This window comes from Nocardiopsis sp. NPDC055879, from assembly GCF_053615935.1.
Map to the genome: position 1 here is coordinate 1 of NZ_JBSHCT010000042.1, position 13,665 is coordinate 13,665.

At 66.7% G+C, this 13,665-nt stretch carries 11 protein-coding genes; 3 read left to right on the forward strand and 8 right to left on the reverse strand.

Going from position 1 to position 13,665, the window contains the following annotated elements; translation table 11 throughout:
• The 7 genes from ACWGKS_RS28535 to ACWGKS_RS28565 form a co-directional block, all read right to left on the reverse strand.
• A partial coding sequence (locus tag ACWGKS_RS28535) for a hypothetical protein (RefSeq protein ID WP_452524738.1) occupies positions 1-1,893 on the reverse strand: 1,893 nt, incomplete at its 3' end.
• Positions 1,890-2,705, reverse strand: coding sequence for a DUF6879 family protein (locus ACWGKS_RS28540; RefSeq protein WP_452524740.1), 816 nt, complete (start codon positions 2,703-2,705; stop codon positions 1,890-1,892). The genes ACWGKS_RS28540 and ACWGKS_RS28535, both read right to left, overlap by 4 nt.
• A gap of 152 nt (positions 2,706-2,857) precedes the next feature.
• Entirely contained in the window at positions 2,858-5,767 is a 2,910-nt protein-coding gene (locus tag ACWGKS_RS28545) for a type I polyketide synthase (protein ID WP_452524742.1), read from the reverse strand.
• Entirely contained in the window at positions 5,764-6,495 is a 732-nt protein-coding gene (locus ACWGKS_RS28550) for a methyltransferase domain-containing protein (protein ID WP_452524744.1), read from the reverse strand. Before ACWGKS_RS28550 ends, ACWGKS_RS28545 begins: the two co-directional genes overlap by 4 nt.
• A gap of 60 nt (positions 6,496-6,555) precedes the next feature.
• Complete coding sequence (locus ACWGKS_RS28555; RefSeq protein ID WP_452524746.1) at positions 6,556-7,875, reverse strand: hypothetical protein; 1,320 nt, start codon at positions 7,873-7,875, stop codon at positions 6,556-6,558.
• Complete coding sequence (locus tag ACWGKS_RS28560; protein ID WP_452524748.1) at positions 7,872-8,678, reverse strand: hypothetical protein; 807 nt, start codon at positions 8,676-8,678, stop codon at positions 7,872-7,874. Before ACWGKS_RS28560 ends, ACWGKS_RS28555 begins: the two co-directional genes overlap by 4 nt.
• Positions 8,675-9,151, reverse strand: coding sequence for a roadblock/LC7 domain-containing protein (locus ACWGKS_RS28565; RefSeq protein ID WP_452524750.1), 477 nt, complete (start codon positions 9,149-9,151; stop codon positions 8,675-8,677). Before ACWGKS_RS28565 ends, ACWGKS_RS28560 begins: the two co-directional genes overlap by 4 nt.
• A gap of 310 nt (positions 9,152-9,461) precedes the next feature.
• On the opposite strand from ACWGKS_RS28565, the gene ACWGKS_RS28570 reads away from it, so the two are divergent.
• Positions 9,462-10,829 (forward strand): helix-turn-helix domain-containing protein, encoded by a 1,368-nt coding sequence (locus ACWGKS_RS28570; RefSeq protein ID WP_452524752.1) that lies wholly within the window; start codon positions 9,462-9,464, stop codon positions 10,827-10,829.
• Between the two features lie 2 nt (positions 10,830-10,831).
• Here ACWGKS_RS28570 and ACWGKS_RS28575 read toward each other — a convergent pair whose 3' ends face one another.
• Entirely contained in the window at positions 10,832-11,710 is an 879-nt protein-coding gene (locus ACWGKS_RS28575; protein WP_452524754.1) for a phosphotransferase enzyme family protein, read from the reverse strand.
• Between the two features lie 502 nt (positions 11,711-12,212).
• Here ACWGKS_RS28575 and fxlM point away from each other — a divergent pair.
• Both fxlM and ACWGKS_RS28585 read left to right on the forward strand, forming a co-directional pair.
• Entirely contained in the window at positions 12,213-13,469 is a 1,257-nt protein-coding gene (gene fxlM, locus ACWGKS_RS28580; RefSeq protein WP_452524756.1) for a methyltransferase, FxLD system, read from the forward strand.
• 4 nt (positions 13,470-13,473) lie between these two features.
• Positions 13,474-13,641, forward strand: a complete 168-nt coding sequence (locus ACWGKS_RS28585) for an FxLD family lanthipeptide (RefSeq protein WP_452524758.1) — start codon at positions 13,474-13,476, stop codon at positions 13,639-13,641.
• Positions 13,642-13,665 lie beyond the last annotated feature (24 nt).

Below are 13,665 nucleotides of genomic sequence, written 5' to 3' on the forward strand. Positions count from 1 at the left end.
GATGCGGGTGATGGTGGCCAGCTCCATGTACAAGGACGCCCGCTGATGTAGTGAACCCGACACCAAGGTGGAGGCCAGGCCCTCCAATGCCAGCAGCTCGGCCACGGGAAGTAGCGCCGGGGCCTCTTCATTCAGGAGCAGGGCGATCATGCCTTGGGTGTTGCGGGTGGCCTGGTAAATGTCGGGCGGATCCAGGTGGAGCAGGGTCCGGTGCGAGGCGGTGAAAGCCGCCATGGCCTCTTGCGTTCGCCCTTGTCGGACGTGGATCTCGCCCAACCTGCGGGTCTGGAACGCGGCCCCGCGGGGCCTGCCCAACTCCTGGTGCAGACGCAGGGACACGGTCTGTGCTTCCTCGGCCTCCTCCAAACGTCCAAGGCGTGCCAGCATCGATCCGATCGATTCGTAGGCGGAGGCAACCCCTTGGGGAAACGCGGCCTGTTCGTAGGCGTCCTTGGCCTGCAAGTTGAGGTCGAGGGCGGCCTGCCAGTCCGGGTGCAGGCTCGTGCTGAGCCGCTGCAGCATCAACCCCACCAAACGCCCATCCCCGGTGGGTCGCGCCACTTCCAGCCCCCACTCGTACAGTTCACGGGCGATGGGTGGTTTGCGCAGCGTCACATAGGTGCCGATGTGATCCACGAACATCGCGACCTCGGGTCGGTCGAGCCGGTGCAGCAGGCGGGCCAGGGCGATGATGTTGTCCAGCTCGGCATCGGCCCACGCCAGCGCCTCATCCCGGGTGGAGAACCACACCTTGTCCTCTTGAGTAGCGCGGGCCAGTTCCACGCCTTCGGTGTCGGCCCTCCACCGCCATACGTTCAGGACCAGGTCCACTGCGGCCAACCGGACCCGATAGAAACCCGCGAGAGCCTCAACCATGGCCGTGTGTTGGTCGCAGGTGAGCTTGTCCGCCAGTGGTTGGCGTACCTGGTCGTGGACGGTGTACCGGCCACGGCCGAGGTCGACCAACAACGCTGCCTCCACCAGAGTGGTCAAGGTGTGCTGGGCCTGCTCACGTGGGGCTTCCATGAGGGCGGCGGTCGACTCGGCGGTGACGAACGAGCCGGGGGAAGCGGCGATGAGGACGGCAACGGTCGCGGTCTGCTCGGGCAGGTTGGTGAGGATCATGGTGATGCGGTCGGGCACCAGGTGCTCCTGTTCGGTTTCGGCCAGCGGGGTGTACAGGTTGCTGGCCAGAGCGGCGGCGGTGAGGGTCGCGGCCAACGGCGATCCGTTGGCGGAGGCGACAGCGTTGTCGAGCACCTGCACGGGGACTGGGCGGTCGATCAGGTGGTTGATGAGGTCGCCCACGGCCTGGTCCGGCAGGCCCGCCAGGTGCGCGATGCGCCCGCCGGTAGCCACGAGTTCCTCCAGTCCGTGGTGGGCAGTGGCGATCCCAGCGCACTGTGACCCGGCCGGGAACAGAGCGTGGACGGCCTCGGCGGTGGCCTGTTCGACCACCACGAGCAGACGCCGGTGGGCGGTAGCGGTGCGCCACAGGGCTCCGAGCCCGCCGGAATCATCGGGGAGGTAGGTATGGCCCAAAGCGAGCAGCCATCCCCGCAGGGCGGTGTCGGGGTCGGTGGTGGACAGGCTCGTGTACAGGGCTCCATCGGGCCACCGGTGCCGGTGCTCATGTCCCCACGCGGTGACCAGCGCTGTTTTCCCGATCCCGGAGGGGCCCTGTACGGCGACCCGCATGGGCCCGTGACGGGCTCTCCAAGCCCGGTCGAGCCAAGCACGCGCCTGGTCGCGGTCCAAGAACAACCTCGGCGCCGGGAGCTGACGCGGAACCACGGGGCGGGGCGCGGGAGCGTTGTGGATGTGGAGGTCACCGCCGTGCATATCGCGCATCTGCACGACCACTCCGGACGACCCCTGCACGTTGTTGGTCAAGCCGCCCCCTGGAACGGGTGCCGCCAACGGGCGAAGTCTCCCAAAGACAGCGCGTGCCGGTCGCCGGCCCAGAGCAGGAACTCATGCAGGGCCCCGGACAGGTCCAGATCCTGGATGCGCAGCGCCCCGGAACGTGACCCCAGGTGGGTGTGGCGGCGAACGTAGACCACGCCCGGCACCACTTCCAGGTCGGGAAGCCTGCGCCGGTGTTCCAGGTGGGTGCACTTCCACGCGGGCAATACCCGCACCCACCCGCCAGCGGCGACCACGTGCCGGTACCGGGCCAGGCAGTACCGTCCGTACCCGGATAGGGGTTGAGCCGGTACCCAGAGGGTGCACCGGAGTACGCCGCGGGCGCGAAGCCGGGCGTTCTCCTGCTCCCACCGGGATTGTTGCTCGGCCAGGACTTGTTCGGCTCGCTCGGTCTCGCCCTGGTACCAGGCCTGCCAGGTCGGCCAGTCCGGTGGGCAGTGATCGCGACGGGCCAGGGTCCACCACGTCCCGGCCGGCGCGTGGTCGAGCTCCTTGGTCAGCTCCTGTTCGGTGATCAGCTCCCCTTCGGCGCTGTCCAACCGGTCGAAGAGCGTGAACTCGGGGTGGCGGCGTTGGCAGTAGGTGATGACCGAGTCGGTCCGGTAGGAGAACGTTCGGGTTCCCACACGGTGGGCGACCAGGGAGCCTTCATCGACCCGGAGCCTGAGCGTGTGTCGGGTGTGACCGGTCAGCGTTTGCGTATCGGTGGGGGAAAGATAGGTGCGGGCGTCGACCATCAAACGTGTGCGTTGCTGAAGCCGGTGGGTTTCAGAAGACATCTCTTCAGGAGGTCCTTGTCGCAGGGTCGGTCAGGCGGGCCAGAGCCAGGCCTTGAACGGTGTACTCGGCGGGAACCGGTACCAGGTGAGTGTGGTCTCGCCCCGGCCCCTTGCACGGGGCGAGACCACGGTGAGGCGAGCTGCCCTCCGGTTCAGGGGAGGAAGGACGGCGCCTCTTCCTGGGAGGGTCCGTGTGGCCGGGGCAGGAGTTCGACCAAGGTGGTGGCCACCTGCTGCCAGGTACGGTCCGGCAGGAACAGCCGGATGTCGACCTGTGCCCACGGCGGTACTCGACGCAGACGAGTGAGGAGATGGAGCAGGCTCTGGCTGTCCAACCCGGTCTCGGCCCAGGTGCTGTGCGGGTCGAACCCTTCGGGCAACGGGGTCAGGCGCCCGAGTTCTTCGGCCAGGTGCGCCAGAACCTGGTCAGGGGCGGGAGCGATCACCACATCGGGTTGTTCCGAAGGGGACGGGTACTCGGTGTGGTCCCAACCTGGTCGAACCACCAGGTGTGGGTGGGCGCGTCCGGTCGGCCTGGTGGGGGTGAGACCGGCGGTGTACAGCTCTCCGAGTCCTCGGGCGAACCCGACCGGATCACTGGTGATGGCCACGGTGGTGGCGTCGGGGAGGGTGTGGTGGATGTGTTCACTCAGCAGGGCACGGGGACCGATCTCCACGAACACCACTGGCCGATCCTGGTCGAGTTCTGCGGCTGCGGCCAGTGCTTCGGTGAATCTGACCGGGCATCGAGCCTGCTCGGCCCAGTACCCGGCACCCCACCGGCCCGAAGTGTCGCTGGGGTGGTCGGGGTGGGCGGTGGAGATGATCGATACTCGGGCAGGGCCGCTGACGAGCCCGGCCAAGGCTTTACGGAGCGCGGGCACCACGGGGTCGACAGCGGGGGAGTGCGCCGGGATCACATCTGCGACCGGTGTGCACCACACCCCCTGGTCTTCCAATCGAGCGTGAAGGTGGTCGAGATATGAGGAGGGGCCGGCCACCACCTGCACCGCGGGTGCGCTGTAGGAGGCGACGGTGATTCGACCGCCGTACAGGCCCAGGGCCGCCTGAACCTGGTCGATATCGGCGCGGATGACCAGCATGCCACCGGTCTCATCCAACTTGCCGAGCAGGTGACTGCGTTCGGCCAACACCCGGGCCGCCGCGTTCAGGTCCAGGGCCCTGGCGGTGTGGACGGCGGCGATCTCCCCGACCGAGTGCCCCAACACCAGGTCGGGGACGATGCCTCGCTCGGCCAACACCGCGGTGAGCCCGAGCTGGATCAGGAAGGTGCAATGCTGGGCATCGACGAACCCGTCCAAGTCATCGCCCGGCCACCACACCGGGTAGCCAGTGTGCTGGGACAGGGCGGCCCGCGCCTCCTCCACCGCCGTGGCGAAGACCGGCAGCCGCATCAACTCCGAACCGGCGTCCGGGTGGTGGCCTCCGTGCCCGGAGTAGACGAACACCACCCTCGGGCGCATGGTGGACACGGTGCGCGGGCCGATGACGTGCGGATCCGATGCGCGATCTTGGAGGTTGCGCAACCCTTGCACCAACGTCCCCAAGTCGGCTGCGGTGATGGCGGCTCGGACACGGCCATGAGCACCGCGTGCCAGGAGAGTATCGGCCACCACCCCCACCGACCCCGCCCCCGGGACGTCAACCGCCAGGTGCGCCGCAGTCACGGACAGTGCGGTGGAGGAGTGAGCCGAAACCACGACGGTCTCCGACAACGGCATCGGATCCTCACCCATCGGCGGCTCCGTCACCGGGGCTTGGGCAATGAGGGCGTGGGCGTTGGACCCACCGAACCCGAACGAGGACACCCCCGCCACCCGCACCAGACCGTCGTTGGGCCAGGGCTCCACCTGGGCCGGTACCCGGACCTGTTCTTCCAATCCCTTGCGCAGGTTCCGGTGGCCTGCGGTGGGAGGGATCTGCCCGTGGTGGACGGCGAGCGCGGCGGCCATCACCCCGGTGACCCCGGCCGCCCCCTCCATATGACCGAGCGCACTCTTGACCGACCCCACCACCACGGGACCCTTGTGGCCGAACACCTCGGCGATACCGGCGGCTTCGACGCGGTCCCCGGCCTTGGTCCCGGTTCCGTGCGCCTGAACCCACCCCACCTGATCGGGAGTCAGGCCGGCATCGGCCAGAGCACGCCGGAGCGTCGCGGCTTGACGCCCCCTGCGCGGAGCCAACAGGTGCGGTGAAGCGCCACCGTGTCCGATCCCGGTTCCGGCCACGTGCGCCCACACCCGGTGACCGCGTTCGGCCGCGAGTCCGGCGCGGGTCAGGACCAGAACGACCGCGCCTTCGGAGCGCACATACCCATCCGCCCTCTGGTCGAAGGGCTTACACCGCCCCTCAGGGGACAGCACACCGCTCTCGACGAAGGAGGCGGTGATCACCGGATTGGTGAGCACGTTCGTCCCGGCCACCAGCGCAAGGTCGACCTCGCCCGCGCGCAGGTCGCGCACCGCGCAGTGCAGGGCACTCAGCGAGGACGAACAAGCGGTGTCCATGGTCAGCGAAGGCCCGTCCAGATCCAGGCGGTGGGAGATCCGGTTGGCCAGGATCGCCATCCCCGCACCCGAGGCGGTGAACACCCCCGCCCGATTCCTCGCTCCGAAATTGGTGGCGGCTTGATCGATGGAGGCTGCCCCCACGTACACACCACTACGGGAACCGGCCAACGATGCGGGCACGAGCGTGGCATCGGCCAACGCCTCGTAGGCGACTTCCAGCAACCATCCCTGTTGGGGGTCCATCTCGGCGGCCTCATCCGTGCTGATCCCGAAAAAGGCGTGGTCGAAGACGTGCCCCACCACCCCCGCGGAAAACGGATGCTCAGGGATCTGGTCGGGGCGCAGGTGGGCGACCATCCGCTCCCACCGCTCCTGAGGGAGGCGGGATACACAGTCGCGTCCCTCAGTCAGGGCCTTCCACAGTAGGTCGGGGGAGTCGATACCGCCGGGTAGACGGCAGCCCATGCCGATGATCGCCACCGTCCCACTCGGCTTATCCGGTCGAGTTTTCGTGTTCGTGGTGGTCATCGTCGCGGCTCCTTGGCCACCCACACACCGGCCGCGCCCATCACGGTCAACTCCACGCTGGCGAAGTGCAGATCCAACATCGCCCGCAGGTCGACCAGCAGGTCGCCGTTGTTGTGGAAGATGTTGCGTCCAGGCCGGTTGTAGGCCTGCTGGAGCCCGCGCGCCAGGCGGTTGTTGTGGGTGTGCGGGTCCTCGACCCCCAGAAGGGTGGAGCCGATGAACGCCCCACCTTGGCCGAGCACGCGGGCGGCCTCGGTGAAGGCGGTCTGCTTGTGTCGCAACGAGGCGCCGGGGACACAGTGCAGGACGTGGAACATCCCCACCGACCCGACCGAGGCATCCCCCAAGGGCCAGGGAGCGGTGAGGACGTCGTGCCGGTGCGGGATGACCAGCCCGTGCTCGGCCAACCGGGGGGCGCAGTAGTCCAGAGGACCTTCGTTGAGGTCCATCAGGTGGATTTGCCGCAACGCCGCGGATACCGGTTCCCCAGAAGGTCCGGCCGGGGCGGGGGAGCGGAGAAGAAAATGGGCGTCGGCCGGCCCCACCTCCAGGTGGGTGGGGGCCATCAGTGCGGCGTACAGGTCCAGGATGTGGTCGTTGTCGACCTTCCACGCCAGTTTGTGGGACAGGCCCACCACCAGGCGCCGGTAGCGGCGCAGGTTCCGGGGGCTGTACAGGCGGGGGTTGGGCACCGAACCCGTTCGGGTGTGGGGGGTGTTCTCAGGCATGGCGAAGCAACGCCTTCCGGCTCGATGAAGGACAAGGAGGAAGTGGGTGTGGGCGGGGGTTCAGAGGGTGAGCAGGTGGTTCATCCGCGCGGGATCGTCCAACCCGGCCGACCACGCAGCCGCACCCTCAGTGGTGGACACGGTCTCGGTGAAGCCCTGGAGCACGTGGTCGGGAAGCGCCCCACTCCAGTAGGCGGTGACGAACCCACCGAAGGCCGAGGTGTACTGGCCGTGTCGGGCCCAGTAGGCCTCCCACGCCCCGGTCAGGAAGTCGGCGTGGAACGGCGCTCGGCCGTGTTGGCGGAGCTGGTCGCGCAGCGTGGTGGCCACCCAGGTCGAAGCCCCGGCACCTTGCCCGGAGGCGTGCTCCACGGTCATCGTGGCGTCCCCGATCCCCACCACCGGGGCCCCTTGGATAGTGGTGACGGGTCGACGCACCTGCGGATGCACCTCACGCACCAACTCCGACCCCGCGATCACCACCCCCTCAGAGCACTCCTGAGCCAAGTCCGGGGCCAGTCGGGCGAGCTGGGCGAGTACATGAGCCCAGGCACTCCGGGCGTGAGCGCCATGCCGGCGCGGCAGACCCGCTCCTGTCTCGCCCCCCTCTTCTGGGGAAGCTGCCGTCGGGGTGGGGTCCAACGGGGTTCCAGGGCGCGCCATGACCTGAACACACACCGCTGAATACGGGGTGACGTGCATCGGCGGTGCGTCGATAGCCGAAAGAGAACGCACCTGGAAGGGGGAGAGGGCATCGACCGTGAGCACGGGATAGACCATGACCTCCCCCCAAGGGCAGGAGAGGACCTCCACACGTTGCGGGAGCCGCTCTTCGGGCACGGCCAGATGGACCTGGACCACCACCCGGTCGGTCGCCCCACCCGACCGATCCGGATCCGGGGCGAACAAGTGCCGCAAGTCGCTGTCACTACCAGGGGCAACGACCACCAAGTCGTGCAACCGTGTGGAGGCGAACCCGGACACATCTGCGGAAGTACAGGCGCGCTCGTGGACCCGCCCGCCGCGCTCGGCTACGTGTTGGAGCCAGTAGGCGCTCTTGAGTCGGTGATCGATGGCCACCGCCGGGCCCGGCAACGGTGCGGTGAAGTCGAACTCCTCCCCTTGAGGAGGAACCATACGCATCCGTACCTCGTTCGCGGGTGGGGCGGTGTGCTGCCACAACCCCAGACCCAACGCCAGCTCGGTGGCGTGCACCGAGGGCAAGGTCAGTTGGGTCAGCCCCGCCGGATTGCCGAGAATTTCCGCAGTGGGGTGGCGGGTGAACACGTCCACGCGCCAGTCGTCTTCCAGTAAGCCGGTGGCCAGGGTCAGAGCGGAGTGGCCCGACCCGAATATCACCGCACGGGGTGGTGTGGTCATCGGCGGCCTCCGTTCATCAGCGTCGAGCACAGATCCATCAACGCTTCGCACACACCACGTTCGTACACGTCACCGATCACCACGGGGGTGTGGTCGGGCAGCCCCATGCAGGCGCGCACCATGTCGGTGTCGACCTCGCCTTCGGCGTCGTGGTGGATCAACACCACGACGGGCACACCGGCGGCCCGTAGTGTCGACAGACTCTCCCGGGTACTGGTCAACTCCTTGGGGGAGGAGCCGGTGATGACCACGGCGCCGAATGCTTCCCGGCAGGCATCGCTCCACACCGAGCTTCCGCCACCCAGGCCGCTGACCCCCAAGGCCAACATGTCCAGATCCGGAGCGATGCGCCTGGTGGCGACCTCGACACAGGGATCGTTCTGCAAATGCCAAGGACCTTCCTGGGCCAGGGTGGCCAGCGCGTGGTGGGTCTGCTGGTGTTGGGTGCCGACGATGAGCAACTTGACCACTGCGACCGCGACCGGCACCTGCTGCTCGAGCGCGGCCCAGGTACGCAGCCGCTCGGCCCGTGCCGGAGCACACAACGATCGCACCAGGTCCAGCTCCGCCAACTCCGAGAGCACCACTCCGGTCACGGCTGCAGAGTGGCCGGTGCGAGCGGCCACCTCGGCGACCGTTATCGCGCGCTGGGACTCCCGGCACACCCCAAGCGCATGCCAGAACACCTCCGGAAGATCCGGAGAGTAGGAGGCGGACACATCCGGATTGGCCTCGAACACCGAATGCATGAGAACCCCGGTCGAGGGACGGATCAAGAGGGGTGCGGGTAGCAGAGTGTTCACCGTGCTCCCTCCGTCAAAGGCTGTGCAACCGCCGGCACCGAAACCAGGTCCTGGGGGAGCAGGTGAGCTGTGCGTGAGCAGAAGCGGGTGATGCCGTAGGCGATCTGTTGCAGATCTCCGACGTGGTCGGAGAACAGCCCCAGCCCGAAGGCGTGCGACAACGGTGCCAGGACGAGCGCTCCGGAGCGGTAGCGCACCACGATCGTTTCTGCTTCGCCGCGATCGGTGAGTCGACCCATGCCGCGAGAGAGCAGCAGCACGTTGGTCATCACCGCGGTGACACTCTCGGCACCGACCTGGCCCAGGCCACCGGAGCGGAGCAGGTGCAGGCCATGGGTACCGAACACCACTCCATAGGAGGTGCCGGTGTCCTGGACCAACTCATCCAAGGACAGCTGGAGCTCATCGCAATGCTCGGGATCAGGCGTGGTGGTATTCAACAGCCGTGGTGGTACGGGGGTTGTGGTCGACATGGACAGCAGTCTCGAACCGAGCGTGCCGGTGAACCTATGCGTGTGCGCATGGCTTGGCGTTCGAATTCATGCGCGCTGTTCGATTCATCCAGGTTGACGAGCCCGAACACCTCATCAACCGGATGATGGTTCCACTAAAAGCCCTCAACGGTGGGCGTTGTGGTGGTTACGGTAGGGGTATCTCGGTTGCACCCCTACCCCCAGGTGACGGAGGAAGCCCTCGATGCGTTGCGGTAACTGCGGGCGCGCTCGTGATGGATCACGGAACGCGTGTGCGTGTATCCCGTCGTGGGTGTGGCGGGAGCCCGTGATGGTGGCCGCGGTGCGTGAGCGTGATGCGCAGAGGGTGATTCAGTTCCTGCGGCGTAGGGTGAAGCACCTGTCTCAGGAGGCTCTGGCGCGGATGTGCGGGGTGGTGCAGAGCACCATCACCCGCGCTGAGGCGGGTAAGGGACTCACCGACCGGCGCCGAGCTTACGAGGCTCTCCAAGGGCTCGGCGCTCCCTTGACATCATCGGCTGCTACTGATGAACCCGCTGAACAAAAGACTTCCGGACCTTCCTTGAGTGTTGAACCCGGAGACCTGTTCATCGAGTCGGTTCCGGTTGTGGTGCGACAATCCGGTCGTCTGTGGGAATCAGACCTGGGCGAAAGCCTTCAGGATCAATCACTCGCGATACCGCCCGAACACCTGAGTACACCTCTGCTCCGGTGGTTGGTGGCACCCCCGGCGCTCGTTGAATCACACTCCGGAGCCCGGATCAAAGTCACCGAAGACGACGTGCACGCCATCAACCGGGCATGTGACCTGTTCGAGCACCTGGACCACGAGTTCGGTGGTGGACACGCACGCATAGCGGCCGTTCAATACCTGAGCAGCGAGGTGGCCCCCTTGCTGAAGGGGAGCTACTCCCCCAACATCGGCCGCGCACTCTTCAGCGCCAGCGCTCGCTTCGCCGCGAAGACCGGCGCCATGGCCTACGACGCCGGCCTGCACCACCTGGGACGCCGCTACTTCCTCCAAGCACTGAACTTGGCTCACTTTGGGGCGGACCGGCTCTTCGGAGCGAAAGCACTCGCACTGCTCAGCCACCAAGCCAACTTCCTCGGAGACTTCCAAACCGCAGTTGATCTGGCTCGCACGGCCAAGGCCGGAACCGGATCCGTGGCGACACCAAAAGTCCAAGCGATGCTCGCAGCGATGGAAGCTCGAGGCCTGGCCTCTCTCGGGGAAGAACGGGCGTGTACGCGTGCTCTGGCCGAGATGGAAGCGGCCTTCGCCAAGGCTGACCCGGAGCAGGAGCTCGCCTGGATGGGATACTTCGACGGCTCGGAGGTGGCGGACGAGTTCGCTCACTGCTTCCACGACCTCGGCCGGGGGAAAACGGCTATCGAACACGCCCAGCTCTCCATCAAGCTGGCACCCGCGAGCTTCCGACGAAGCCGTACCTTCGCAGGGCTCGTACAGGCCGGTGCCCACCTGACCAACGAACTCCAAGACCTAGAAGCCGCCTGTGATCTGGCTGAGCAGACCATCGCCGCCGCCGGTCGTTTGCGCTCGGCCCGCGTACGTACCTACATCGCACGCTTTCAGAAACGCCTGGAACCTTACGGGAACTCCCGCCCCGTCCAGGAGCTGAGTGCGGCGTTGACCAATTCCGCGCTACTCCGAGGTTGAGTTCAGGTGCCCGGCCGCCAGTGCTTCGGGGCTTCCGGTCGGCGCAGTGAGGCGATGCGCCTGCGGGCCTCGGTAAGGAGTCGAGGTTCACGGCCGGTTCGGGCACACAGCCAAGCGGTCATGCGCAACTCTCTAGCCGCGGCCAGGACCTGAAATCCCGACCAGGTGCGCACGTCCCACCCGTAGGCGCGGGCGAACTTCTCATACTCAGCGGATGTGTACCACCCGACGCGTTCGTAGACGGCGGCCACAACCAGGTCCCATTCGCGTGGACCGAAGCTGAAGCGCTCCAGGTCCAGCATCACCGGATCGCCGTTGTGGTCGCGCGCGATGTTCTTGCGGTGCGCGTCTCCGTGCACCGGCCCGAGGGGGAGGACGAACCGCAGGCGGGTGTAAGCCTCTTGGAGTTCATCCAAGCGGGCGTTGAGAAAGTCTCGGTCACGACGTGCTAGCGCGGATTGCTCGATGTAGCCGGTGATCCCCTCGAACGGGTCCAGCACGGGCAGAGGGAAGTCCGAGGGAGCTTCCAGACGGTGAAGTTGGCGTAGAAGTGCGCCGATGCTCTGTGGAGTCCCGGGTTCGATGCCGGGGATGTAGCGCCATGCGGTGATGACCCACCCCTGATGCAGCAGCGGGATGGAAAACTCTTCGCTCACCTGTGTGGCAGGTAGGTCGCGTTTGCGCAGCCAACGGGCGAGCGATAGTTCCCGGGCCGCCCGCTGCATTTGGTCGTGCGCGCAGATGCGCACGACCAACCCCTGCTTGGGGAGGTAGACGGAGGCGTTCTCTCCCACGGGTCCGAGAATCCGTGCTCCGCGACTCGACCAACCGAACTCGGCCTTGGTCTCGCTCACGATGCGCAGTGCCGTCTTGGCTGTCAAGGATGGCGGTGATTCAACCACATGGTCACTGTACGTCCCCAACCCGTCGGTCAACCCAAAGGAAGAAACTTATTCGCGAGGATAATTCCAGCTCAGGACGCCTAAATCGAACACCACGCATGAATCGAACGTGAAAATTATGCACATGCGCATAGGAGGACCGGCCTGCTTCTCGGAAGACTGCTGACACCGAGTGAGCCAGCGAAAGAGCAACCGTGTCGGAACAGGCATCCGGCATGCGATTCACGGGAAAACGCCACGCACCAGGGGAGATCGATTCATGCTCGGCACGATCACCACTGCTCAGGATGAGGCAGATCAGCCTGGATGGTGGTGGGACAGCTCGTCCGTGAGGGCTGCTTCTCCGACACCTCTGGAAACCCTCGCCTTTCCACCACACACAGTGATGGCATCGCGATGGTCGTGCCGTTGCCACACGTGAGACCGGGCAGCCCCGGAACGCCTGCCGCTGATATCTACCCGTATGGAGAGAAGAGATCTCGTGACCGAACCGATCGTTGACACCAGCCGGGCCACTGAACTCCGCACGCAGCTCACGGAGGAGCTCAAGGCGGACGGACTGATCCGCACAGGCCCGGTCGAGCGGGCCTTCCTCACGGTCCCACGTGAGCGATTCGCTCCGGAGGTGACCCTGGAGGAGGCCTATAAGAAGGGCGTGGTGGTCACCAAACGCGACGAGCACGGCACCACCATCAGCTCAGTGTCGGCCCCGCAGATCCAGGCGACCATGCTCGAACAGGCCCAGCTGGATAAGGGGATGCGGGCACTGGAGATCGGATCGGGTGGCTACAACGCCGCCCTGATGAGTGAACTGGTGGGACAAGACGGTGAGGTCACCACGCTCGACATCGACCCCGAGGTCACCGACCGCGCCCGCGCCTGCCTGAAGGACGCCGGGTACAACGACGTCACCGTCGTCCTGGCCGACGGTGAGGACGGCTGTCCCCAGCACGCCCCCTACCAGCGGATCGTCGTCACGGTCGGCGCCTGGGACATCCCTCCCGCGTGGATCGACCAGCTCACCCCGGACGGAACGCTGACGGTTCCGCTGCGCATGAGCGGTATGACCCGCTCGGTCACCTTCGTCCGCCAGGGCGCCCACCTGGTCAGTACCTCCGCGAAGATCTGCGGCTTCGTCAAGATGCAGGGCGCCGGCGCTCACACCGAGCGGCTGCTCCTGCTGCGGGGACAGGAAATCGGCCTGCGGTTCGACGACGGAGAGCCTGCCGACCCCGACCAGCTCAATGGCGTGCTGGACACCAAGCGCATCGAGGTGTGGTCAGGGGTGCAGATCACCGCCTCGGAGCAGTTCGACACGCTCCAGATGTGGCTCGCCACAGCTCTGGACGGGTTCTGCCTCCTGAGCGTGGACCGCGCCCTGGACACCGGAGTGGTCTCCCCGCAGAACAGGATGGCCTGCCCGGCCGCGGTGGATCGGGACAGCTTCGCCTACCTGGCCGTACGAAAGACCGGAGCAGAGGGCGAGGCCCGTTTCGAGTTCGGAGTCCATGCCTTCGGCCCCCGCGCCCGTGAGGTCGCGGAGTCCATGAACGCGGCGATCGCCGCCTGGGGCCGCAGCCACCGCAACGGCCCCGAGCGCATCAGCTTCTACCCGGCCACTACCGACCCGAAGGACCTTCCTGAAGGACGAGTCCTGCCCAAACAGCACGGGTCGGTCGTCATCTCCTGGCCCGACGAGGGCCAGGCCGCATCACACAACCTCAACGACAAGGAGTAACCCCATGGTGAACCCCCTGGCCCCCAACGCCTTCGATGACTTCACGCTCGACCTCCAGGTGGTGGAGGAAGCCACGCAGCCGCTGCCCGGCCTGCTGCGCACCACCAGTGACGGCTGCGGTTCCACGTGCGACGGGACCGCCTGCGTGTCCTTCACCAGCGACCCGGCCTAACACCGGTATCGCTCCCGGCGGGTC